The sequence below is a fragment of the Pseudomonas sp. CP4 genome (genome assembly GCF_047758505.1).
In the GTDB taxonomy this organism is placed as follows: Bacteria; Pseudomonadota; Gammaproteobacteria; order Pseudomonadales; family Pseudomonadaceae; genus Aquipseudomonas; species Aquipseudomonas fluorescens_AO.
Map to the genome: position 1 here is coordinate 1,617,013 of NZ_CP180489.1, position 23,337 is coordinate 1,640,349.

The window sequence follows — 23,337 nt, forward strand, 5'->3', positions numbered from 1 at the left end:
GCGCGGAGCACCTGATCTATCAACAGACTTAGCGAGGAGCGCAACCATGCACGAGATTCCCAATCTCCCCTTCCCAAGCCTGCACGTACCTGAGCAGACGACCCCGCAACACGCCGGCGCCGAAAAGCCCGAGCCGCAAGAAGCCGCTGACAGCCGCAAAGCCGACAGCGAAGAGTAAGACCCGCCGTACAGACCGTGTGGAAAGCGCTAACATGCGCTTTCCACACTGCCTGAAACCCGAGCCCGCCATGACCGACGAATTCTCCGAAAGCCAAGCTGCCGTGCTGATCGGCGCCACCGAGAAAATGATCGAGATCTGGAATCGCCTCTCACCCGAGAAACAGGCCGCCCTGCTCGAGCGTTTCGGCAGCGAAGAAAATGCCCTCGCCGCCCTCGTCACCACGCAACTGGTCGCTCCGGCGAAATCCTGAACGCGCCGCCCGGCAAATAGTTTTACTTTTCCCCGCCCTTGAGCGGTTCACGCCGGTATCATGAGCAGCCTATCTAATCGGCTGCTCCCGTGGATCGTTACCCATGTCGTCTATATCCGAGCCCCAGCGTCCGCTGGCGGTTACGCTGCAAGTAGTTTCCATCGTCCTCTTCACCTTCATCGGTTACCTGAACATCGGCATCCCGCTCGCCGTGTTGCCGGGCTACGTCCACAGCGACCTCGGTTTCGGCGCAGTGATCGCCGGGTTGGTGATCAGCGTGCAATACCTCGCCACCCTGCTCAGCCGCCCGTACGCCGGCAAGATCATCGACAACCAGGGCAGCAAACGCGCGGTGATGATCGGCCTCGCTGGTTGCGGTTTGAGTGGTGTGTTCATGCTGATCTCGGCGTGGACACCGAACCTGCCGCTGCTGAGCCTGATCAGCCTGTTGATTGGCCGCCTGGTGCTGGGTAGCGCGGAAAGCCTGGTCGGTTCCGGCTCGATTGGCTGGGGCATCGGTCGCGTCGGCGCGGCAAATACGGCGAAAGTGATTTCCTGGAACGGCATCGCCAGTTACGGCGCCCTGGCGATCGGCGCGCCGTTCGGTGTCTGGCTGGTGAGCCGGCTGGGTTTGTGGAGCATGGGCGTGAGCATCATCCTCCTCGCTTTGCTCGGTCTGGCGCTGGCATGGCCGAAAACTGCGGCACCGATTGTTGCCGGTGAACGCCTGCCGTTCATGCACGTGCTCGGCAAAGTCTTCCCGCATGGTTGCGGGCTCGCGCTGGGTTCGATCGGCTTTGGCACCATCGCCACTTTCATCACCCTGTATTACGCGACTCAGCACTGGGACAACGCCGTGCTGTGCCTGAGCCTGTTTGGCGCCAGCTTCATCGGCGCGCGGCTGCTGTTCGGCAACCTGATCAACCGCCTCGGCGGCTTCCGCGTGGCGATTGCCTGCCTGTCGGTGGAAACATTGGGGCTGTTGTTGCTGTGGATCGCACCGGATGCGCATTGGGCGCTGGCCGGTGCAGCGCTGAGCGGCTTCGGTTTCTCGCTGGTGTTCCCGGCGCTGGGCGTGGAGGCAGTGAATCTGGTCCCGGCCTCCAGCCGTGGCGCGGCGGTCGGTGCCTATTCGTTGTTCATAGATTTGTCGCTGGGGATCACCGGGCCGCTGGCCGGGGCGATCGCAGCAGGATTCGGTTTTGCCTCGATCTTTCTGTTCGCAGCCTTCGCGGCGTTGAGTGGACTCGGTCTGAGTGTCTATCTGTACAAGCACACGGCGAGATACCGCGAGGCTTAGAAGTCCACCTTGCCGCGCCCGGCCTTGATGCTACCGCGCTTGGTTTTCGACTCCAGCCGACGCTTCTTCGAGCCGAGGGTCGGCTTGGTCGGGCGGCGTTTCTTTTCGACTTTGGTGGCGCTGAGAATCAGCTCGACCAGCCGCTCCAGCGCATCGGCGCGATTGGCTTCCTGGGTGCGATATTGCTGCGCCTTGATGATCAGCACGCCGTCGCTGGTGATACGACTGTCACGCAGCGCCAGCAGGCGTTCCTTGTAGAACTCCGGCAATGACGAGTTGGGAATGTCGAAGCGCAAATGCATGGCGCTGGAAACCTTGTTGACGTTCTGCCCACCGGCGCCTTGCGCGCGGATGGCGGTCAATTCGATCTCGGCATCCGGCAGATGCACATTGTTGGAAATCACCAGCATGGAAAAACGTCCGTAATCAGAGGGTGCAGGATAACCTGATTCACTCAACCTCTGTGGGAGCGAGCCTGCTCGCGAAGGCGGTGTGTCAGTCGATGCAGATGTTTCTGATGGACCGCTTTCGCGAGCAGGCTCGCTCCCACAGTGTTCGGTGTGATGCCAGATTTTTCCATTTCAAAACAACAAACCCGGCACTCTGGCCGGGTTTGTCGTTTCTGCTTGCGCGGTTATTTCGCCGTTGCAGCCACCACCGGCTGCACACTGCGCTTGTTCTTGATCAGGTAGCAGACCCACATGAACACCACCCACACCGGAATCGCATACACCGAGATCTGGATCCCCGGGATCAGCAGCATCACGCCGAGGATGAACACCACGAACGCCAGGCAGACGAAGTTGCCGTACGGATACCACAGCGCCTTGAACAGCGGCGTCTGCTTGGTCTGGTTCATGTGCTGGCGGAACTTGAAGTGCGAGTAGCTGATCATCGCCCAGTTGATCACCAGCGTCGCAACCACCAGCGACATCAGCAGTTCCAGCGCGTGTTGCGGGATCAGATAGTTGAGCAACACGGCAACCAGCGTCACTGCCGCCGACGCCAGAATCGAACGCACCGGCACGCCGCGCTTGTCGATCTTCGCCAGGCCTTTCGGTGCATCGCCCTGCTCGGCCATGCCCAGCAGCATGCGGCTATTGCAGTAGGTGCCACTGTTGTACACCGACAGCGCAGCGGTCAGCACGACGAAGTTGAGGATGTGCGCGGCGGTGTTGCTACCGAGCATCGAAAACACCTGGACGAACGGGCTGCCGCTATAGGAATCGCCGGACGCGTTGAGGGTTTCCAGCAGGCTGTCCCACGGGGTCAGCGACAACAGGATCACCAGCGCGCCGATGTAGAAAATCAGGATGCGGTAGATCACCTGATTGATCGCTTTCGGGATCACGGTTTTCGGCTTGTCGGCTTCGGCTGCGGTGAAACCGAGCATTTCCAGACCGCCGAAGGAGAACATGATGATCGCCATGGCCATCACCAGACCGCTCACTCCGTTGGGGAAGAAACCGCCGTGGGACCACAGGTTACTCACCGACGCTTGCGGGCCGCCGTGGCCGCTGACCAGCAGGTAGCTGCCCAGCGCGATCATGCCGACGATGGCCACAACCTTGATGATCGCGAACCAGAATTCGGCTTCACCGAAGACTTTGACGTTGGCCAGGTTGATAGCGTTGATCAGCACAAAGAATGCGGCAGCGGAGACCCAGGTCGGGATGTCCGGCGCCCAGTAATGGATGTACTTGCCGACCGCTGTCAGCTCGGACATGCCCACCAGAATGTACAGAATCCAGCAGTTCCAGCCCGAGAGAAAACCGGCGAAACCGCCCCAGTATTTGTGGGCAAAGTGGCTGAAGGAACCGGCCACCGGCTCTTCGACGATCATTTCGCCGAGCTGGCGCATGATCATGAAGGCGATGAAGCCGCAGATGGCGTAGCCGAGGATCATCGACGGGCCGGCGGATTTCAGTACCCCGGCAGAACCGAGGAACAATCCGGTACCGATCGCGCCACCGAGGGCGATCAGTTGAATATGGCGATTTTTCAGGCCGCGTTTAAGCTCGCCTGATTGCGAGGGTTGTCCACTCATGAAAAAGGTCTCACGCAAGGTTTGATGATGTTCAGTAGACGTTGCTGCAAGGTTGCGATTTCAGGCAGCCCCGATCAAACCCCAGCGCAGGCACCAGGAGTTCAGCTCATTTACAACGGTCATGCGTCACCTGTTTGTTTTTATCTGTGACGAAATCGAACCCGGCACGCTTGTGGCGCGGCGGAGTGAACAAGGCGGATAGCCTCGAGATTTTTGCGATTACGCAGAGGGTCACAGTTAAAACGCGGCGCATTGTACACCGCTAACCCCCTGCTGCCAGACCCGCCTGATCAGCGTGTCGGTTGCCGGGATTGCGTGTGTCCGCCTCGACAGTCTTGAGCGGCTGCAAAATGTGAGTCAGGCCTTTGCAGGCCATCGGCGGGGACGAGGAGAAAACCGTCCCACGGGGAGAAGTGGAAATCAGTCGCGGCGTTCATTGCGCCTCCTTCTTGTTATTCGCCTGCACGACAGGCATGGGGCGCATCACACCCTGACTGGAGGCTGGAAACAAGCGCGCCAGAGCCTTGCGTGGCGCACGCTCCGTCGGGTTACGGAAGCTTTTCCTTACAACGGAGGGCGAGACCGGAAATCACCGCGTTGGCGGGCCAATATCGTCAGGTTATCTTTACAAGGCGTAACGAATATTTTCCGAATCAGAAATTTCCGTAGGACGCCTACAAATTGACGGTCGCTAGCTTGCTAAACATTTCGCCGGCCTGTTTTTTGTTTTCAAATAAGAAAACCCACCCTGAAAAACAGAACAAGAAGTCTATTAAAAAACCCTCAACCAGGTTTTTCACGTCTCACCGGCCACCCAAGGGCAACCATCACCTGGACCTGATCTTTTCCGGCGGGGTGTTGGCGCTGGATGACAAGCCGGTTTGCGACGGACGATTCATGTTCTAAGCGACTGGCTCCTTCGCGAGCAGGCTCGCTCCCACATTGGATCTGCGGCGTACAAATCCTCTGTGGGAGCGAGCCTGCTCGCGAAAGCGCCTTGTCAGACGCCAGATGAGTTTCGCCAGACGAAAAAAAACGCCAACCCTACGGTTGGCGTTTCCGCTTCAACTTGCAGCTTGCCGCTAGAAACTCACAGCTGCCTCACTCAGGCTTCTTGCGACCGAAACCCGGGCGCTGACCGGAACCGGCCGGTGCGCCGCGGCGTTTGCCCGAGGGCTTGTCGCCGTCGACCAGTTTGATCCCTGGACGCTTCGGCGCCGGTTTGGCCGGGCGCTTGTTGGTGGTGTCGGCTGGACGATCCGCGACCGGCGTACCGCGACCGGCAGGCGCGCCGCGTTCGCCACGCTCGGTACGACCATTGGCCGGACGCGGTGCACGCTCGCCATCACGGGCAACCGGTTTGCGGCCAGGACGCTCGCCTTCAATCTGCGGCTCGCGGCCCGGGCGTGGCCCGGTCGGTGCGCCAGCGGCTGGACGCAGGGTGCGTACGCGCTCGGTCTTGGCCATCGGCCGCGACGATTTACGCTGCATGCGTTCGAGCTTGTCCTTGCTCTTGGCGTTCAGCTGCGGCATTGCCACCGGGGTCAAGCCGACTTCGGCGCTGAGCACGTCGACTTCGTACTGGCTCATTTCGCGCCAGCGGCCCATCGGCAGATCGGAGTTGAGGAACACCGGACCGAAACGCACGCGCTTCAGACGGCTGACCACCAGACCCTGCGATTCCCACAGACGACGCACTTCACGGTTGCGCCCTTCCATGACCACGCAGTGGTACCAGTGGTTGAAGCCTTCACCGCCCGGCGCCTGTTGAATATCGGTAAAACGCGCCGGACCGTCTTCCAGCACCACGCCGGCCTTCAGGCGTTCGATCATCTCGTCATCGACTTCACCGCGTACACGCACGGCGTACTCGCGGTCCATCTCGTAGGACGGGTGCATCAAACGGTTGGCCAGTTCACCGTCAGTGGTGAACATCAGCAGACCGGTGGTGTTGATGTCGAGACGGCCGATGTTGATCCAGCGGCCTTCTTTCGGACGCGGCAGCTTGTCGAACACGGTTGGACGGCCTTCCGGGTCGTCACGGGTGCAGATCTCGCCGTCAGGCTTGTTGTACATGATCACGCGGCGCACCGATTCGGCGGCCTCTTCGCGTTTGATCACCTTGCCATCGATGGTAATGGCGTCGTGCATGTCGACGCGCAGGCCGAGGGTGGCGTCTTTGCCATTGACCTTGATCCGGCCCTGGCTGATCCAGGCTTCGACGTCACGGCGCGAGCCGACGCCGATACGGGCGAGGACCTTCTGCAACTTTTCGCCTGCTGGGCCGATTTCCTGGTCGTCTTTCTGATTGATGTCACTCATCTGGGCACCTCCCGGTGTGGTCTGTTCAGGCGGCGCCTGAAGCATTGGAAACTGGTGTTCGGCCGAAGGGATCGGCGAAGGGTCGCGAATCATACGCGGATGTGCGCCATCGCGCATCAGAGACTAGCTGATCGATGGCCGGTTATTTCTTTTTCCGCCGACCGGCACCGCCGAGTTTGATCAGGCGCAGCGCGGCTTCGGCCAGCACCGTGCGTTTATCGTCCTTGTCGAGCTTCTTCCAGGCCTTGATCTCGCGCTTGCTGCGACCGCAACCGAGGCAGATGTCGTCGGAAAATTTGCAGAGGCTGATGCATGGGTCTTTGGTTGAGCTCATCATCCTCTCCAGAAACACATCAAACCCTGTGGGAGCGGGCTTGCCCGCGATAGCGGTGTGTCAGTCAACATCATTGGATCTGACCCACCGCAATCGCGGGCAAGCCCGCTCCCACAAGGATCCGGATCAATCGTGGAACTCGCGCCGTTCGGCTTCGATTGCCTCAGCCAGTGCACGGGCTTCGGCTTCTTCTTCGCTGAGTTCCGGTTCCGGCTGTTCGAGGGCGGCGACAGCGGCCAAGAGTTTCTCGCGGGCCTCGGCGACACCCAGGACGTCCTCTTCCGGTTCGGCGTCAGGCGTGGCTTCAAGTTCAACTTCAAGCTCAACAACCGGTTCGATAATCTCGGACTCAGACACCGGCGCTTCGCCATCCACCGCATCACGCAGCAAGTCGTCGAAGTCGGTCTTGATCCCCTCCTCCATGCTGTCCAGCTCCAGCAGCAGGGAATGGAAACTGGTTTCTTCCTTCTCCTCCTCCGGCTCGGCGCTGGCGTCGGCCAGTTCCTGCAGACTCTGCGGCACCGGCACGTCGTCGAAGTCGAGCACCGGTTCGGCTTCCATCTCGCGCAGTTCGGCCAGCGGCGGCAGGTCTTCGAGGTTTTTCAGGTTGAAGTGGTCGAGAAACGCCTTGGTCGTGGCGAACATCGCCGGTTTGCCCGGCACGTCGCGATAGCCGACGACGCGAATCCACTCACGCTCGAGCAAGGTCTTGACGATGTTGCTGTTGACCGCCACGCCCCGCACATCTTCGATTTCGCCGCGGGTGATCGGCTGGCGATAGGCGATCAACGCGATGGTTTCCAGCAAGGCGCGGGAATAGCGCTGCGGGCGCTCTTCCCAGAGACGGCCGACCCACGGCGAGAACTTCTCGCGGATCTGCAAGCGATAGCCCGACGAGACTTCCTTGAGCTCAAAGGCGCGGCCCTCGCAGGACTTGCCGAGCAGGGTCAGGGCTTTCTTGAAGACCGCCGGCTCCGGCCGCTCGCCTTCTTCGAACAGTTCAAACAGGCGCTCAAGGGATTGCGGCTTTCCCGAGGCCAACAGAAAGGCTTCAAGCAGGGACGCCAGCTCGCGGGGTTCAGTCAGGTTCATACAGGGACTCGTTATTCGGCTCGGGCTCGCACGTGGATCGCAGCGAACGGCTCATTCTGCACCAGCTCGACCAAGGATTCCTTGACCAGTTCAAGGATCGCCATAAAAGTCACCACCACACCGAGGCGGCCTTCTTCGGCGGTGAACAGCTCGACAAACGGCACGAAGCCGCCGCCCTTGAGCCTTTCCAGCACATCACTCATGCGCTCGCGGGTGGACAGCGCTTCACGGCTGACCTGGTGGCTTTCGAACATGTCGCCACGGCGCAGGACTTCGGCCATGCACATCAGGATCTCTTCCAGCGCGACGTCGGGCAACAGCTTGCGCGCCCGCGCTTCCGGTGCGTCGAGCTTGGGCACGATCACATCGCGACCGACCCGGCTCAAGCCGTCGATGCCTTCGGCGGCGGCCTTGAAGCGCTCGTATTCCTGCAAGCGGCGGATCAGTTCAGCGCGCGGGTCGTCTTCTTCATCTTCAACGGTTTCGGCGCGCGGCAGAAGCATGCGCGATTTGATCTCGGCGAGCATCGCCGCCATCACCAGATACTCGGCGGCCAGTTCCAGACGTACCGACTGCATCAACTCGACGTAGCCCATGTACTGGCGAGTGATTTCCGCCACCGGGATGTCGAGGATGTTGATGTTCTGTTTGCGGATCAGGTACAGCAGCAGGTCGAGCGGGCCTTCAAAGGCTTCAAGAAAGACTTCCAGCGCATCCGGCGGGATGTACAAGTCCAGCGGCATTTCCATGACCGCTTGGCCATAGACCATCGCAAACGGCAGCTCCTGCTGGGCGCCGGCCTGGGGATCGACCACGGTTTCCACTGCGGACATTCAGGCCTCGACCATGAACGGCGTCGGATCGCCGCAACCGACGCGGACCACTTCCGGGTCGTCGCCGGTCAGGTCAATCACCGTCGAGGCCTTGATACCGCCAAAGCCGCCGTCGATGATCAGATCGACCTGATGCTCAAGCAACTGGCGCATTTCGTAGGGATCGCTGAGTGGGTCTTCGTCGCCGGGCATGATCAGCGTCACGCTCATCAGCGGCTCGCCGAGTTCGGCCAGCAGCGCCAAGGCGATCGGATGGCTGGGCACGCGCAGGCCGATGGTGCGCTTCTTCGGATGCAGCAACAGGCGCGGCACTTCGCGGGTGGCATTGAGAATAAAGGTGTACGGCCCTGGCAGGTGCGCCTTGAGAATGCGGAAGGTGCCGGTGTCGATCTTGGCGTAATTGCCCAGCTGCGACAGGTCGCTGCAGATCAGCGCGAAGTTGTGTTTTTCGTCGAGCTGACGCAGACGTCGCACGCGCTCGATGGCGGTCTTGTCGCCGATCTGGCAACCGATGGCGTAGGACGAGTCCGTGGGATAAATCACCACCCCGCCCTTGCGGATGATCTCGACCGCCTGTTTGATCAGGCGCGCTTGCGGGTTTTCCGGATGTATCTGGAAAAATTGACTCACATTCTCTACCTGTTCAGACGGCGGCAATATCTGTGTCATGTTTGAACCGACACCACAGGGGTGGAAGGTCCTCGGGAACCGGCCGGTACTGGCCGATCTCGGACCAGCCGCCAGGGCCATGGAAGTCACTGCCGGCGCTGACCAGCAGACCGAACTCACGGGCAAGGATCGCCAGGCTGCCCACCTGCTCTGCGGGCTGATGGCCATTGACCACCTCGATAGCATGCCCGCCTGCTTGAATATAGTCGGCAATCAGCTTTCGGCGCTTGCTACGGGTGAAATCGTAGTGCCAGGGATGCGCCAGGCTGACCCAGGCACCGGCGGCGCGCAGGGTGCCGACGGTGTCTTCCAGGGTCGGCCAGTGCAGCTTGACGTCGCCGAGCTTGCCGGCGCCGAGCCATTTGCGAAACGCCTCGGCGCGATCCTTTACATAACCTTCACGCACCATCCAGTCGGCAAAATGCGGCCGGGCTGGCGCGTTGCCGCTGTCGCCCAGTTCTTGCTGGATCTGCCGGGCGCCATCGAGGGCACCGGGCATGCCCTTGAGGGCGAGCTTGCGGCTTATTTCTTCCGACCGCAGCCAGCGGCCATCGTGCAATTTGGCGATTGCTTCGACCAACGGCGCGGCGTTGACGTCGAAACCGTAGCCCAGCACATGAATGGTCGCCCCGCCCCAGGTGCAGGACAATTCGACGCCGTTGACCAATTGCATGCCCAACTCGGTGGCGGCAGTACGCGCCTCGGCGAGCCCCTCAAGGGTGTCGTGGTCGGTCAACGCCAAGACTCGCACGCCATTTTCGAACGCACGCGCAACCAGAACCGCGGGCGCCAGGGCGCCGTCGGAGGCCGTGCTATGGCAGTGCAAATCAACATTCACGGGGAGTTGTAACCTCAAATCAGCTGGCGCTATCGCGCGCCCATATGTTTGTTATTATGCCGCCACATCCAGCTTCTGGCTCTCACTGTGAAACAATTCATCGATTTCATCCCGCTTCTGCTGTTCTTCATCGTTTACAAACTTGATCCACGGGTCGTCGACATTGCCGGCCAGCAAGTGACCGTAGGCGGTATCTACAGCGCCACGGCGATGCTGATCATCAGCTCGCTGGTGGTGTACGGCGCGCTGTTCATCAAGCAGCGCAAGCTGGAAAAGAGCCAGTGGCTGACGCTGATTGCCTGCCTGGTATTCGGCAGCCTGACGCTGGCCTTCCACAGCGAAACCTTCCTGAAATGGAAGGCGCCGGTGGTCAACTGGCTGTTCGCTGCGGCCTTCATCGGCAGCCACTTCATCGGTGACCGCCTGCTGATCAAACGCATCATGGGCCACGCGCTGACCTTGCCGGACCCGGTCTGGACGCGCCTGAACATCGCCTGGATCGCGTTCTTCCTGTTCTGCGGCGCCGCCAACCTGTTCGTCGCCTTCACCTTCCAGAGCATCTGGGTTGATTTCAAGGTGTTCGGCAGCCTGGGCATGACCGTGCTGTTCCTGGTTGCACAGGGCATCTACCTGTCGCGCCACCTGCATGACACCGATACCACAACGCCAAAAACCGAGGACTGACATGCTCTACGCCATCATTGCCACCGACGTTGCCAACTCGCTCGAAGCCCGCCTGTCCGTGCGTCCGGCACATCTGGAACGCCTGCAAGCGCTCAAGGGCGAAGGCCGCATCGTGCTGGCCGGCCCGCACCCGGCCGTCGACAGCAATGATCCGGGCGCAGCGGGTTTCACCGGCAGCCTGATCGTCGCCGAGTTCGACTCCCTCAGCGCCGCACAGGCCTGGGCCGATGCCGATCCGTACATCGCCGCTGGCGTTTACGCCAATGTGATCGTCAAGCCGTTCAAGCAAGTCCTGCCTTGAGTCCTTGCGCGCGATGAACCTTCTCGGTTCATCGCGCTCTCAATCGCTCATTATTCTCGTTTGCCTGCCGACAACCTGCCCAATATCCATTTGGAAACAGGTGTCGCGATGCGCAAGGGTCCGTTGTGTCTGATGTTGCTCACGTTGTCGATCATGGCGCCCGCCCATGGTGAGGAAACCACCGAAGGCGGCAGCTCCACGCCATTGTCATTGAGCGCCGGCAGCCAGATCACCGAGCTGCAACAGCGGCTCAAGGCCAGTGAACAGCAGCGCGAAGAACTGAACAAACAACTGCAGAATGCCGACAACACCCGCGAAAGCGCCCAGCTCGCCCGGCTGCGCCAGGAGAACCAGCGTCTGAAGCTGCAACTCAAGGAAGCCCAGGCCAGCCCGTTGCCGCGTTTGCTGACCGATCAACAGCAGTGGTTCGTCACTGGCGCCGGGGTAGCGCTATTGGCGCTGCTCTGCGGTATCTTTGCCAGTGGTGCAAGCCGAAAACGTCGGCAATGGCTAAATTGAGTGAGTCATGAGCGAGCTGTTACTGATTGATGATGACCAGGAGTTGTGCGAACTCCTGAGTAGCTGGTTGAGCCAGGAAGGCTTCCAGGTACGCGCCTGCCACGACGGCCAGAGCGCGCGCAAGGCGTTGGCCGAAACCGCCCCGGCGGCGGTAGTGCTGGACGTAATGCTGCCCGACGGCAGCGGTCTGGAACTGCTCAAGCAACTGCGCAACGACCACGCCGACCTGCCGGTGCTGATGCTGTCAGCGCGTGGTGAACCGCTGGACCGCATCCTCGGTCTGGAACTGGGCGCCGACGATTACCTGGCCAAACCCTGCGACCCCCGCGAACTGACCGCGCGCCTGCGCGCCGTGTTGCGCCGCAGCCATCCGGCCGCCGTATCGACGCAACTTGAGCTGGGCGACCTGAGTTTCAGCCCGGTGCGCGGCGTGGTCAGCATCGACGAAAAAGAACTGACCCTGACCGTCTCTGAAAGCCGCCTGCTCGAAGCCCTGCTCAAGCAACCCGGCGAGCCGCTGGACAAACAAGAACTGGCGCAACTGGCCCTCGGCCGCAAGCTGACCCTGTACGACCGCAGCCTCGACATGCACGTCAGCAACCTGCGCAAAAAAATCGGGCCCCACCCCGACGGCCGCCCGCGCATCGTCGCGCTGCGTAGCCGGGGTTACTACTACAGCCTCTGAAGAGCCCTCCCTGTACTGATCGTTCCCACGCTCTGCGTTGGAATGCAGCCGGGGACGCTCCGAGTCCCACAGCCTGAAGATCGCAGCCTTCGGCAGCTTTTACACAGAATTTGTGTCAGGCCGGGCACGAAGCGTCTTTACCGAAGCTTTACGCTGCGCTGACCGCCGCTGACCTTGATCTGCGTAATCTGCACTCATCCGGAACGTACCGGGAACGAGACAAGGAGATACACCATGCGCAAGACTCTTATCGCTCTGATGTTCGCTGCCGCTCTGCCAACCGTGGCCATGGCCATGCCGCAGGATGGCGGTCCGCTGGGTGGTCCGCTGGATGGCCCGCGCCACGGCGGTCAGATGCACGGCGGCATGCACGGCAAAGGTCCGTACAGCCAGCTCGATCTGACCCGCGAACAGCGCGAGCAGATTCGCAAGATCATGGGCGAGCAGATGCACGAGCGTAAGCAGGTGGTCGACAAGTACCTGGAAAAACTCTCGCCGGCCGACCAGAAAGCCATGAAGGACGAGATCGCGGCCAACCACAAGAAAGCCGAGTCCGATGTCCGCGCACTGCTTAAGCCCGAGCAACAGAAGCAGTTCGACGAGATCCAGAAGAAACGCGCCGAGCGCCGCGCCGAATGGGCCGAGTTCAAGGCCTGGAAAGCGCAGCAGGCACAAAAGGCGCAATAATGTTCTGACGTCAGGCTCGACGGTTCACTCCGTCGGCCTGTTTTCATCATTTACTGTGGGAGCGAGCTTGCTCGCGAAAGCGGTGTATCAGACGCAGAAATGTTGACTGACATACCGCATTCGCGAGCAAGCTCGCTCCCACAGGGTTTTGTGATTTTCGAGGAGTTTCTGTGCGTTCACTGTTCTGGCGGATTCTTGCGAGCTTCTGGCTGGCCATCGCTCTGGTAGCCGGGCTGTCGATTCTGCTCGGGCACATGCTCAATCAGGACGCATGGATTCTCAGCCGCCATCCCGGCCTCAACACGCTGGCGGCAGAATGGACGCAGACTTACGAAGCCCAAGGCGAAGAAGCTGCGCAGGACATCCTCGAACAACGCAAACGCCAGTATCACATCGACGTTCAGGTGCTCAACGAAACCGGCGATCCGGTGGTGCGCGGCACCTTCCCGCGCCGCGCCGCAGCATTCGAAGCGCGGCAGAACAACGATGACCGCCGCCTGCCGTGGCGGCGTCTGACCGACGAGATCACCAGTGAAAAAACCGGTGACACCTACCTGTTCATCTACCGCATTCCACACCCGGAACTCGACGCCTGGCACCGCGAAAGCCTGCTCTGGCCGCTGAGTGCGCTGGGCATCGCGCTGGTGGTGCTGACCCTGTTCAGTTTGCTCGTGACCTTTTCCATCACTCGCCCACTGAGTCGCTTGCGGGGCGCGGTGCATGATCTGGGGCAGACCACTTATCAGCAGAACAGCCTGGCGAAACTGGCCAACCGCCGTGACGAATTCGGCGTGCTCGCCACCGATTTCAACCGCATGGGCGCGCGCCTGCAAAGCCTCATCGGCAGTCAGCGGCAGCTGCTGCGGGATGTCTCCCATGAATTGCGTTCACCCCTGGCGCGCCTGCGCATCGCGTTGGCCTTGGCTGAGCGCGCCAACCCGCAAGAGCGCGAAAAACTGTGGCCACGGCTGACGCGCGAATGCGACCGGCTGGAGGCCTTGATCAGTGAGATTCTGGTGCTGGCGCGAGTCGATGCCGACAACGCCAGCGCTGAAGAAGTGGACCTGAACGCGTTGCTCGCCACGCTGCAAAAAGATGCGCAGCTCAGCTCGCCCGAGCAGACCGTACGCCTGCAAGCCGAGCCGCAGCTGAATCTCAAAGGCTGGCCGACGATGATCGAACGCGCGGTAGATAATCTGCTGCGCAACGCCCAACGCTTCAACCCGAGCGATCAGCCGATCGAATTGCAGGCTGCGCGGCAGGGTGAGCGAATTGTCATCAGCGTGCGCGACCATGGGCCCGGGGTTCAGACCGAACATCTAAGTCAGTTGGGCGAACCGTTTTACCGGGCGCCGGGACAAACGGCTGCCGGGCATGGCTTGGGGCTGGCGATCGCCAAACGCGCGGCGGAACGGCATGGCGGCACGCTGACGCTGGCCAATCATCCGCAGGGCGGCTTTGTGGCGAGTCTGGAATTGCCGCTGGTGCCGGGAGTCGTGGTCCAGCCCTGAAGCAAGAAATGTGGGAGCGAGCCTGCTCGCGAGAGCGGTGTGTCAGTCAACCAATATGACTACTGACACTGCGTCTTCGCGAGCAGGCTCGCTCCCACAGTTTGAAATCGGGGTCAGGCTTTAGCGGGCCAGGCGCTGACGAACTCAGCCAGATCAACCTTCTCCGCCACGCGCGGCTCTTTCTGCGGCGTGCCGAGATAGAGGAACGCGATCACCTCTTCACCCTCCTCCAGCCCCAAACCTTCGCCCACATGCCTGGAGTACGCCAGATCCCCGGTGCGCCACACCGCACCAATCCCCTGCGCATACGCTGCCAGCAAGATCCCGTGCGCCGCGCAGCCGGCTGTAAGCAATTGCTCGGCCTTCGGATATTTCACGTGTTCCTGCAACTTTGCGATGACCACGACCACCAACGGCGCGCGCAGTGGGCCGTTGCGCGCCTTGTCGATCATCGCTTCGGTGACTTCGCCGCCCTGCTGGCGAGCCGCCTCGGCGAGCAGCTCGCCCATTTGCTCACGCGCCGCGCCTTCGACGGTCAAAAAGCGGTACGGCTGCAAGTGCCCGTGATCCGGGGCACGCAGGGCCGCGCCGAACAGGGCTTCGCGCTGCTCGGCAGTGGGGGCCGGTTCGACCAGTCGGGGAACGGAAACACGGTTGAGCAACGCGTCGAGAGCCTGCATCGGCCACCTCCTTTGAAAAATGTGCGGCTATTCTAGCTGCAACTGCGCAGCGCCTGCCGGTTTACATGCCTTGCCCCGCAGGTAGAATGGCGCCCTTCTTCCACCAGCCCGAGCGGATTTCATGGCGTTGCCGACCTTACGGACCATTGGTTTCATCATCGGCATTTTCCTGATCACCCTGGCTGTGGCCATGGTCGTGCCGATGGCCACGCTGGTGATTTTCGAGCGCACCAGCGACCTGCCGTCATTCCTCTGGGCGAGCATGATCACCTTCGTCGCCGGCCTCGCGCTGGTGATTCCCGGCCGCCCCGAACACGTTCATCTGCGCCCGCGCGACATGTATTTGCTGACGGTCAGCAGCTGGCTGGTGGTGTGTATTTTCGCCGCGCTGCCGTTTCTGCTGACCCAGCACATCAGCTACACCGACTCGTTCTTTGAAAGCATGTCCGGCATCACCGCCACCGGCTCCACCGTGCTCAATCATCTGGACAGCATGTCGCCGGGCATCCTGATGTGGCGCTCGATGCTGCACTGGATCGGCGGCATCGGCTTTATCGGCATGGCGGTGGCGATTCTGCCACTGCTGCGCATCGGTGGCATGCGCCTGTTCCAGACCGAATCCTCGGATCGTTCGGAAAAGGTCATGCCGCGCTCGCACATGGTGGCGCGGCTGATCGTGGCGGCGTACGTCGGCATCACCATTCTCGGCAGCCTGGCGTTCTGGTGGGCCGGGATGAGTCCGTTCGATGCGATCAACCACGCGATGTCGGCGATTTCCACCGGCGGTTTCTCGACCTCCGACCAGTCGCTGGCGAAGTGGACGCAACCGGCGGTGCACTGGGTGGCCATCGTCATCATGATTCTCGGTAGCCTGCCGTTCACCTTGTACGTGGCGACCTTGCGCGGCAATCGCAAAGCGTTGATCCGTGATCAACAGGTGCAAGGCTTGCTGGCAATGTTGCTGGTGACCTGGCTGGTGCTCGGCACCTGGTACTGGTGGACGACCAAGCTGCACTGGCTGGAAGCACTGCGGCATGTGGCGTTGAACGTGACCTCGGTGGTCACCACCACCGGTTTCGCCCTCGGTGACTACAGCCTGTGGGGCAATTTCTCGCTGATGCTGTTTTTCTATCTGGGCTTCGTCGGCGGTTGCTCAGGTTCGACGGCGGGCGGGATCAAGATTTTCCGTTTCCAAGTCGCCTACATCCTGCTCAAGGCCAACCTTAATCAGCTGATCCACCCGCGCGCGGTGATCAAGCAGAAGTACAACGGTCACCGCCTCGACGAAGAAATTGTCCGTTCGATCCTGACCTTCTCGTTTTTCTTCGCCATCACCATCTGCGTGATCGCCCTGCTGCTGTCGCTGCTCGGGGTCGACTGGATGACCGCGCTGACCGGCGCCGCCAGTACCGTGTCCGGCGTCGGCCCGGGTCTGGGCGAAACCATCGGCCCGGCCGGCAACTTCGCGACGCTGCCGGATGCGGCGAAGTGGATTCTGTCGTTCGGCATGCTGCTCGGCCGATTGGAGATCATTACGGTGTTTGTGCTGTGTATTCCGGCGTTCTGGCGTCATTGACCGCGTCTGGCACTTGCGTCAGGCGCAAGCGGTATTCACCGGGCGTGGTGTCAAACCAGCGGCGGAAGGCGCGGAAGAAGTTGCTCGGGTCGGCAAAGCCCAGCAAGTAAGCGATTTCCAGCAAGGTCATGCTCGGTTGCGCTAGATATTGTTCGGCCAGTTCACGCCGGGTGTCATCGAGCAACTGCTGAAAACTGGTGCCTTCCTCCTGTAAGCGCCGCTGCAGAGTGCGCTGCGACAGGTGCAACGTCTGCGCCACGGTGTCGCGCTTGGGCTCGCCCTGGGGCAGCAAACGACACAACACTTGGCGTGCCCGGTGCGTCACGCGACTTTCGGAAAACCGCGCCAGATATTCCCCGGCAAAACGGTCATGCAACAGCGCCATGGCTTCGTTGGCGGTGGGCAGCGGCGCCTCCATATCGGCACGTTCGAAGATCAACGCGTCGTAAGGCGCGTTGAACACCAGCGGTGCATGGAAGGCTTCTTTATAAGGTTGCAGGTTGGCTGGTTGATCGCCCTGAACCAACACTTTGACCGGGTGCAGTGGACGCCCGGTCAGCCAGCCGCACAGCGCCAGTGCGCAGGCCAGCGACGCTTCGGCACTTTGCCGGGTCGGCGGCAGATGATCGCCGTGCACAGTCAGGATCAACGCGTAACCTTCATCGAGCCGGCGAAAACTCAGGTCAGCGCTTTCGGCGATGATGCGCTGATAGCGCACCAGGCGCTGGAAGCCTTCAGCCAGGGTATTGCTCGACATCAGCGCGTAACCGGCGACGTGAAACGAGGCCGGGCGCACCACTTTGCCCATGTTCAGGCCGATCGCCGGGTTGCCGGAAACCTCCACCGCGCGCTGCCAGAGCCGGGTCATGGAGTCCTGCGGGAAACGCGCATCCGGATCTTCGAGCGCGCTAAAATCCAGCCCCAGTTGCTTGAACAGAACCCGGCAATCCAGGCCGTCCATCTCCAGTGCTTTGACAATCCCCATCGCCCAGCTTGCAGAAGTCGTTCGTTCGCTCATGGTTGTTATTCTTTTACATGACGGGCTGCAGATAACCGCCCTATTTGCGAAGGATACTAAAGTGGCGCCGATTGTCACTGGCCCACGCCAATGATCACTCTAGACTCAAATAAGCTACCCGACGCACAACTTGTCGCCAGAACAATCACCACAGAGAACGCGGTCGTGGAAAACATCAAGCAGTTCAACAGCTTCGCCGAGTTCTACCCTTATTACCTCGCCGAGCACAGCAACAGTACCTGCCGTCGTCTGCATTTCATCGGCACTTCTCTGGTCATCTTCATTCTCGCCCTGAGCATCGCCAAGGGCGCCTGGCTACTGTTGCTGGCCTTGCCGCTGGCCGGTTACAGCTTTGCCTGGATCGGCCATTTCTTTTTCGAGAAAAACCGCCCGGCGACGTTTCAGCATCCGCTGTACAGCCTGTTCGGCGATTTCGTCATGTACCGCGACATGATTCTCGGTCGCGTGGCGTTCTGAATGAGGATCTGCCCATGAATGCCCATGCTCGTTTCACCCATATGAAGGACGGCACCGAGGAAGACTGGGCGATCATCGCCGCCGATTTCAGCGCGTACGCCAAGCAGCTGCCGTCGCGGATTCTCGCGCACCTGAAACTGCTTGAAGGCGACTTCGGCGGTTTCCCGGTGGATCGCCTGACCCACTCGCTGCAAACCGCGACCCGCGCCTTTCGCGACGGGCGTGACGAGGAATACGTGGTCTGCGCGCTGTTGCACGACATCGGCGACACCCTCGGTTCCTACAACCATCCGGACATCGCCGCGGCAATTCTCAAGCCGTTCGTGAGTGCGGAAAATCTGTGGATGGTGGAGAAGCACGGCATCTTTCAGGGCTATTACTTCTTTCATCACCTGGGCATGGACCGGCATTTGCGCGAGCAATTCAAGGATCATCCGCAGTTCCAGACCACTGCCGAATTTTGCGCCAAGTACGACGCGGCGGCGTTTGATCCGGCGTATGACACGCTGCCGCTGAGTTTCTTCGAGCCAATGATGGAGCGGCTGTTTGCGCAGCCGAAGAACTCGATTTACAAGGCTGCGATGCAAGAACACAGCCCGGCCTGAAAACACATGTGGGAGCGAGCCTGCTCGGGAAAGCGCTGTATCAGGCACAAAAGTTTTGTCTGACACTACGCCTTGGCGAGCAGGCTCGCTCCCACAGGGTTTCTCTTTCGCTCAGGCGATCTCGGCAATTTTGGCAGCCTTGAGCTCCGCCTCACGCGCCTGCGCATCCGCCAGCCGATACAGCTCGATCGTGCCGTCCCAATGCTCGATCAGCGCCGTGCACGATTCGACCCAATCGCCGCAATTGAGGTAGTCCACCTCCCCTACCTTGCGAATCTCGGCATGGTGAATGTGCCCGCAGACCACACCATGCAATTCGCGCTTCACACATTCGTGGGCGATGGCTTCTTCAAAGTCGCTGATGAAACTCACGGCGGTCTTGACCTTGTGTTTCAGGTACGCCGAGAGCGACCAGTAACCGTAGCCATAACGGGCGCGCCAGTGATTGAGCCAGCGGTTGAGGGTCAGGGTGAATTCATAGGCCGAGTCGCCAAGAAACGCCAGCCAGCGGTGATAGCGGGTGATCACATCGAACTGATCGCCGTGGATTACCAGCAAATGCCGGCCGTCCGCCGTAACGTGTACCGCCTCGTCGACCAACTGGATATTGCCCAGAATCAGCTTCGAATAGCGCCGCAGAAATTCATCATGATTGCCGGTGACGTAAATCACCTCGGTGCCGCGCTTGCTCATGGTCAGCAGGCGGCGGATGACGTTGGTGTGCGCTTGCGGCCAGTACATGCCGCTGCGCAGTTTCCAGCCATCGATGATGTCACCGACCAGATAGACCTTGTCGGCGTGATAGCCCTTGAGAAATTGCGACAAGTGCTCGGCCTGGCAATCCCGCGTGCCCAGATGCACATCGGAAATCCACAGGGTTCGCACCCGTTGTTTGCGACTGGGTCTGGCGAGCTCGGCGCTGGTCATGGGCAACCCTCTGCGATGTTTTCGCCAGCTTGCGCGCACCCGGTTAATCGACCGTGACAAGCGTGAGTCAGTCGTGTGACAGCGCAAATCGTTCACCATTTGAGGATCCGGATGACAGACGCGGCGGCGACAGCGCTTTAGACTGGCGCGCAATTGTTCTGTCTTTGATGATCGTTCCCACGCTCCTGCGTGGGAACGCCTCTAGGGACGCTCCGCGTCCAGTGACGCGGAGCGTCACGGGCTGCATTCCCACGCAAAGCCTGGGAATGATCAAAACTGTGTCTGGATTAAGGAATGCAATGACTCCGCGTACCGCCCTCGGCGCCCTGCATATCGGCGCTTTGATGTTCGGCCTGACCGGTGTGCTCGGCAAACTTGCTGCCGCATCACCGGCGGTCATCGTTTTCGGCCGCGCGGCCTTCGCCGTGCTTGCCCTGGCCTTCTTTGCGCGATTCGCCAGTCAGAGCGGCTGGCAAAAGCTGCAAGCAGTGGACTGGCGGCGTCTGGCGCTGAGCGGCGTGTTGCTGGCCGGGCACTGGGTGAGTTTTTTCGTATCGGTGAAGATCGCCGGGGTGGCCATCGCCACGTTGGGCTTTGCCAGTTTCCCGGCGTTCACGGTGATTCTCGAAGGACTGATCTTCCGCGAACGCATCCGCGCCAATGAAATCGTCCTGGTGGTATTGGTCAGCATCGGTCTGGTGCTGGTGACCCCGGCGTTCGATCTGGGCAGCGGCGCGACCGTCGGCTTGCTTTGGGCGGTGTTGTCCGGCCTGCTGTTTTCCCTGCTGTCGCTGACCAACCGCGCCAGTTCCGGGCGCATCCCGGCGGTGCAGGCGGCGTTGTGCCAGAACGTTGTCGTGGCGTTGTGTCTGTTGCCGGTGGCGGCGCCGCAGTTGAGTCAGGTGCGAGCGCTGGACTGGTTGTGGATCGCCCTGCTGGGGGTGTTCTGCACGGGCGTGGCGCACAGCCTGTTCGTCGCCAGTCTGGCGGTGATCAAGGCGCGCACGGCGGCGGTGGTGTTCGCCATGGAGCCGGTTTACGGCATCACCCTCGCCTGGCTGCTGTTCAGCGAAACCCCGACCCTGCGCATGCTCATCGGTGGCGCGCTGATCATCATCGCGATCGTGGTGTCAGCGCGGATGTCAGGCGGCAGCGACAAGCAAACCGTCGCCGCCGAGGCCGCCTCTCACTGAGTGCGGTCGTTGTGACCGAGGTCGCGGTCCGGATCGATCTGATCGCGCACTCGCTGCTTCAATACCTTGGCCTCGGGGAAACCACCGTCAGCCTTGCGCTCCCAGATCTGCACGCCTGCACAGGTGATGTGAAACACCCCGCCGGTGCCAGGTACCAATGACACTTTGCCCAGGTCATCAGCGAAGGTGCTGAGCAGCTCCTGGGCCAGCCATGCGGCGCGCAGCAGCCACTGGCATTGGGTGCAGTAAGTGATGACAACTTCGGCTTTGGCGACGGTCATGATCGCTGAAACTCCTGAGACAGAGGGCGCCGCTATAATAGCCGGCTTTACCGCTTGCCCCGAGACTCACCATGCGCCGTTTGCTGTTTTGCCTGTTACTTGGTTTCCTTCCCCTGCTGGTTCACGCCAGCGAAGCGCCACGACCGAAAGTCGGCCTGGTGCTGTCCGGTGGTGCCGCGCGCGGGCTGGCACACATCGGCGTGCTCAAGGCGCTGGAAGAACAAGGAATCAAGATCGATGCGATTGCCGGCACCAGCATGGGCGCGGTGGTCGGCGGCCTGTATGCCTCGGGCTACAAGATCGATGAATTGGAAAAGCTCGCCCTGAGCATCGACTGGCAGGCTGCACTGTCCGACGCCCCGCCGCGTGAGGACGTGCCATTTCGACGCAAGCAGGACGACCGCGATTTTCTGGTCAAACAGAAACTGAGCTTTCGCGACGACGGCAGTCTCGGCCTGCCGTTGGGGGTGATCCAGGGCCAGAATCTCGCGCTGCTGCTGGAAAGCCTGTTGGCCCACACCAGCGACACCCGCGACTTCGACAAGCTGCCAATCCCGTTCCGCGCGGTGACCACCGACATCGCCAATGGCGAAAAAGTGGTGTTTCGCAAAGGCCACCTGCCGCAAGTGATTCGCGCGAGCATGTCGATCCCCGCAGTGTTCGCCCCGGTCGAGCTTGATGGTCGGTTGTTGGTGGACGGCGGCATGACCGACAACATTCCACTGGATGTCGCGCGGGAAATGGGCGTCGACATCGCCATCGTCGTCGACATCGGCACGCCGCTGCGCAATCGCAAGCAGTTGACCACCGTGGTGGATGTGCTCAATCAGTCGATCACCCTGATGACCCGGCGCAACTCCGAAGAACAACTGGCGAGTCTGCATGCCGATGACGTGCTGATTCAGCCTGCGCTGGCTGCGTTCGGCGTGACTGATTTCGGCAAGGCGCAGGAGATGATCGATGCCGGTTATCGCGCCACGCGGATCCTCGATGCGCGTCTGGCGCAACTCAAGCCGACCGAAACCCAGGACGCCGAGCTCAACGCCGCCCGCCAACCGGGACAGCGAACGCCGATCATTACCGCCATCCGCGTCGAAAACGATTCGAAAGTCGACGATGACGTGATTCGCTATTACATCCGCCAGCCGATCGGCGCGCCGCTCGACCTGGGCCGCCTGCATTCGGACATGGGCACGCTGTACGGCCTCGATTACTTCGATCAAGTGCGCTACCGCGTGGTGCACAAAGGCCAGGATCACACCCTCGTCATCAGCGCCAGCGGCAAGCGCAGCGGTACCGATTATTTGCGCGTTGGCTTGAATCTGTCGGACGACATGCGCGGCGACAGTGCTTTCAACCTCGGCGCCAGTTATCGCGTCAACGGCATCAACCGCCTCGGCGCGGAATGGCTGACCCGCGCGCAGATCGGCGACAAGCAGGAACTGTACAGCGAGTTTTATCAGCCGCTGGACGTCGGCTCGCGTTACTTCGTCGCGCCCTATGCGTCGTTCGAGGCGCAGAACGTTGACTCGGTGCTGGATAACGATCCGATCGCCCAGTATCGCGTCGAGCGGTACGGCTTCGGCCTCAACCTTGGCCGGCAGATCGGCAACAACGGTGAAGTCCGGCTCGGCGTCGGCCAGGCCTGGGGCAAGGCGGACGTGCGCATTGGCGATCAGGATCTGCCGAGCGAGAGTTTCAACGAAGGCTTCTATACCGTGAAGTATTCCTACGACTCACTGGACAACGTCTATTTTCCGCACGAGGGCAAAGACGTCAGCCTGACGTTCGCCCAGTTCGAGCCGGGCCTGGGTTCAGACAATCGCTATCGCCAATGGGAAGCGAAATTCGACAAGGCGATGAGCCACGGGCCCGACACCCTGATTCTGGGCGGACGCTACGGCCGCACGCTGGACGATGCCAATGTGGTGACTTCGAGCTTCCTGCTCGGCGGCGCGCGGCAGTTGTCGGGGTTCCGTGAGGATGCGCTGTCCGGACAGAACGTCAGCCTGATGCGCGCTGTGTATTACCGGCGCCTGACGCCGCGCTCATATTTACCGCTGGACTTTCCGCTGTACGCCGGCGCCTCACTGGAACGTGGTCGAGCGTGGAACAACGACAACGAATTCGACAGCGGCTACATCAACGCCGCGAGCATGTTTATCGGCTTCGACACGCCGCTGGGGCCGTTGAATTTCACGTATGGCTTGAATGATGCGGACGAACAGGCGGTTTATCTGAATCTGGGGCAGACGTTCTGACGCCTTCGCGAGCAGGCTCGCTCCCACAGGGTAGAGCGCATTTCCCTGTGGGAGCGGCCTGCTCGC

The 23,337-nt window shown here is 61.1% G+C and carries 26 protein-coding genes; 14 read left to right on the forward strand and 12 right to left on the reverse strand.

Translation table 11 applies throughout. The features are described 5' to 3' along the window. The first annotated feature begins 46 nt into the window (after window positions 1-46). The 3 genes from ACMYUN_RS07165 to ACMYUN_RS07175 all read left to right on the forward strand — a co-directional run bounded on the left by ACMYUN_RS07165 (window position 47) and on the right by ACMYUN_RS07175 (window position 1,731). Window positions 47-178: a hypothetical protein gene (locus ACMYUN_RS07165; protein ID WP_016771117.1), complete on the forward strand. Its 132-nt coding sequence runs from the start codon at window positions 47-49 to the stop codon at window positions 176-178. 70 nt (window positions 179-248) lie between these two features. Continuing rightward, complete coding sequence (locus ACMYUN_RS07170; protein WP_039761215.1) at window positions 249-431, forward strand: hypothetical protein; 183 nt, start codon at window positions 249-251, stop codon at window positions 429-431. Between the two features lie 112 nt (window positions 432-543). Further along, window positions 544-1,731, forward strand: coding sequence for an MFS transporter (locus tag ACMYUN_RS07175; RefSeq protein WP_039761213.1), 1,188 nt, complete (start codon window positions 544-546; stop codon window positions 1,729-1,731). On the opposite strand, the gene arfB is transcribed toward ACMYUN_RS07175, so the two are convergent. The 8 genes from arfB to ACMYUN_RS07215 form a co-directional block, all read right to left on the reverse strand. Next, window positions 1,728-2,141: an alternative ribosome rescue aminoacyl-tRNA hydrolase ArfB gene (gene arfB, locus ACMYUN_RS07180; RefSeq protein ID WP_016771119.1), complete on the reverse strand. Its 414-nt coding sequence runs from the start codon at window positions 2,139-2,141 to the stop codon at window positions 1,728-1,730. The genes ACMYUN_RS07175 and arfB overlap by 4 nt on opposite strands. Window positions 2,142-2,365: 224 nt before the next feature. Beyond that, a complete protein-coding gene (locus tag ACMYUN_RS07185) occupies window positions 2,366-3,778 on the reverse strand; it encodes an amino acid permease (protein ID WP_039761099.1) in 1,413 nt (470 codons plus the stop codon). 1,101 nt (window positions 3,779-4,879) lie between these two features. Next, a complete protein-coding gene (gene rluB / locus ACMYUN_RS07190; RefSeq protein WP_039761212.1) occupies window positions 4,880-6,100 on the reverse strand; it encodes a 23S rRNA pseudouridine(2605) synthase RluB in 1,221 nt (406 codons plus the stop codon). A 142-nt stretch (window positions 6,101-6,242) separates the two neighbouring features. After that, window positions 6,243-6,434 (reverse strand): DUF1289 domain-containing protein, encoded by a 192-nt coding sequence (locus tag ACMYUN_RS07195; protein ID WP_016771121.1) that lies wholly within the window; start codon window positions 6,432-6,434, stop codon window positions 6,243-6,245. Window positions 6,435-6,560: 126 nt separating this feature from the next. Continuing rightward, window positions 6,561-7,526: an SMC-Scp complex subunit ScpB gene (gene scpB, locus ACMYUN_RS07200; RefSeq protein WP_415763340.1), complete on the reverse strand. Its 966-nt coding sequence runs from the start codon at window positions 7,524-7,526 to the stop codon at window positions 6,561-6,563. An 11-nt stretch (window positions 7,527-7,537) separates the two neighbouring features. Continuing rightward, on the reverse strand, window positions 7,538-8,236 hold the full coding sequence (locus ACMYUN_RS07205) for a segregation and condensation protein A (protein WP_172828192.1): 699 nt from the start codon (window positions 8,234-8,236) through the stop codon (window positions 7,538-7,540). A gap of 123 nt (window positions 8,237-8,359) precedes the next feature. Further along, window positions 8,360-8,989 carry an L-threonylcarbamoyladenylate synthase gene (locus ACMYUN_RS07210; RefSeq protein ID WP_016771124.1) on the reverse strand — a complete coding sequence of 210 codons (630 nt, stop codon included), beginning with the start codon at window positions 8,987-8,989 and terminating at the stop codon, window positions 8,360-8,362. Between the two features lie 13 nt (window positions 8,990-9,002). After that, window positions 9,003-9,866, reverse strand: a complete 864-nt coding sequence (locus ACMYUN_RS07215; protein WP_039761090.1) for a PHP domain-containing protein — start codon at window positions 9,864-9,866, stop codon at window positions 9,003-9,005. A gap of 87 nt (window positions 9,867-9,953) precedes the next feature. Between ACMYUN_RS07215 and ACMYUN_RS07220 the strand changes: the two genes are divergently transcribed. The 6 genes from ACMYUN_RS07220 to ACMYUN_RS07245 all read left to right on the forward strand — a co-directional run bounded on the left by ACMYUN_RS07220 (window position 9,954) and on the right by ACMYUN_RS07245 (window position 14,253). Then, window positions 9,954-10,550, forward strand: a complete 597-nt coding sequence (locus ACMYUN_RS07220; RefSeq protein ID WP_042607495.1) for a septation protein A — start codon at window positions 9,954-9,956, stop codon at window positions 10,548-10,550. Between the two features lies 1 nt (window position 10,551). Then, on the forward strand, window positions 10,552-10,851 hold the full coding sequence (locus tag ACMYUN_RS07225; RefSeq protein WP_415763341.1) for a YciI family protein: 300 nt from the start codon (window positions 10,552-10,554) through the stop codon (window positions 10,849-10,851). Window positions 10,852-10,959: 108 nt separating this feature from the next. Beyond that, the gene (locus ACMYUN_RS07230; protein ID WP_039761083.1) at window positions 10,960-11,370 is read left to right on the forward strand and encodes a translation initiation factor 2; all 411 of its coding nucleotides are present in this window, start codon (window positions 10,960-10,962) and stop codon (window positions 11,368-11,370) included. A gap of 7 nt (window positions 11,371-11,377) precedes the next feature. Next, a complete protein-coding gene (locus ACMYUN_RS07235) occupies window positions 11,378-12,055 on the forward strand; it encodes a response regulator transcription factor (protein ID WP_016771129.1) in 678 nt (225 codons plus the stop codon). A gap of 234 nt (window positions 12,056-12,289) precedes the next feature. Further along, complete coding sequence (locus ACMYUN_RS07240) at window positions 12,290-12,742, forward strand: Spy/CpxP family protein refolding chaperone (RefSeq protein ID WP_042607494.1); 453 nt, start codon at window positions 12,290-12,292, stop codon at window positions 12,740-12,742. A gap of 170 nt (window positions 12,743-12,912) precedes the next feature. Further along, window positions 12,913-14,253, forward strand: coding sequence for a HAMP domain-containing sensor histidine kinase (locus ACMYUN_RS07245; protein WP_350571619.1), 1,341 nt, complete (start codon window positions 12,913-12,915; stop codon window positions 14,251-14,253). 113 nt (window positions 14,254-14,366) lie between these two features. Here the strand turns inward: ACMYUN_RS07245 and ACMYUN_RS07250 are convergent, their stop codons facing one another. After that, window positions 14,367-14,933, reverse strand: a complete 567-nt coding sequence (locus tag ACMYUN_RS07250) for a nitroreductase family protein (RefSeq protein WP_415763342.1) — start codon at window positions 14,931-14,933, stop codon at window positions 14,367-14,369. 121 nt (window positions 14,934-15,054) lie between these two features. Here ACMYUN_RS07250 and ACMYUN_RS07255 point away from each other — a divergent pair, with 121 nt between their 5' ends. Continuing rightward, entirely contained in the window at window positions 15,055-16,509 is a 1,455-nt protein-coding gene (locus ACMYUN_RS07255) for a TrkH family potassium uptake protein (RefSeq protein ID WP_042607491.1), read from the forward strand. On the opposite strand, the gene ACMYUN_RS07260 is transcribed toward ACMYUN_RS07255, so the two are convergent. Continuing rightward, window positions 16,466-17,527, reverse strand: coding sequence for an AraC family transcriptional regulator (locus tag ACMYUN_RS07260; RefSeq protein ID WP_205884335.1), 1,062 nt, complete (start codon window positions 17,525-17,527; stop codon window positions 16,466-16,468). The genes ACMYUN_RS07255 and ACMYUN_RS07260 overlap by 44 nt on opposite strands. Before the next feature lie 165 nt (window positions 17,528-17,692). Between ACMYUN_RS07260 and ACMYUN_RS07265 the strand changes: the two genes are divergently transcribed. Both ACMYUN_RS07265 and ACMYUN_RS07270 read left to right on the forward strand, forming a co-directional pair. Next, the gene (locus ACMYUN_RS07265; RefSeq protein WP_039761067.1) at window positions 17,693-18,004 is read left to right on the forward strand and encodes a DUF962 domain-containing protein; all 312 of its coding nucleotides are present in this window, start codon (window positions 17,693-17,695) and stop codon (window positions 18,002-18,004) included. 14 nt (window positions 18,005-18,018) lie between these two features. Then, window positions 18,019-18,609 (forward strand): HD domain-containing protein, encoded by a 591-nt coding sequence (locus tag ACMYUN_RS07270; RefSeq protein ID WP_415763343.1) that lies wholly within the window; start codon window positions 18,019-18,021, stop codon window positions 18,607-18,609. A 111-nt stretch (window positions 18,610-18,720) separates the two neighbouring features. Here the strand turns inward: ACMYUN_RS07270 and ACMYUN_RS07275 are convergent, their stop codons facing one another. Beyond that, on the reverse strand, window positions 18,721-19,536 hold the full coding sequence (locus tag ACMYUN_RS07275; protein WP_137216256.1) for a UDP-2,3-diacylglucosamine diphosphatase: 816 nt from the start codon (window positions 19,534-19,536) through the stop codon (window positions 18,721-18,723). Window positions 19,537-19,835: 299 nt separating this feature from the next. Between ACMYUN_RS07275 and ACMYUN_RS07280 the strand changes: the two genes are divergently transcribed. Continuing rightward, on the forward strand, window positions 19,836-20,729 hold the full coding sequence (locus ACMYUN_RS07280; RefSeq protein WP_415763344.1) for a DMT family transporter: 894 nt from the start codon (window positions 19,836-19,838) through the stop codon (window positions 20,727-20,729). On the opposite strand, the gene ACMYUN_RS07285 is transcribed toward ACMYUN_RS07280, so the two are convergent. Next, the gene (locus ACMYUN_RS07285) at window positions 20,723-21,010 is read right to left on the reverse strand and encodes a SelT/SelW/SelH family protein (protein WP_016771139.1); all 288 of its coding nucleotides are present in this window, start codon (window positions 21,008-21,010) and stop codon (window positions 20,723-20,725) included. The two genes, ACMYUN_RS07280 and ACMYUN_RS07285, sit on opposite strands and share 7 nt — an antisense overlap. Window positions 21,011-21,081: 71 nt before the next feature. Between ACMYUN_RS07285 and ACMYUN_RS07290 the strand changes: the two genes are divergently transcribed. Then, the gene (locus ACMYUN_RS07290; protein WP_415763345.1) at window positions 21,082-23,271 is read left to right on the forward strand and encodes a patatin-like phospholipase family protein; all 2,190 of its coding nucleotides are present in this window, start codon (window positions 21,082-21,084) and stop codon (window positions 23,269-23,271) included. The last annotated feature ends 66 nt before the right edge of the window (window positions 23,272-23,337 follow it).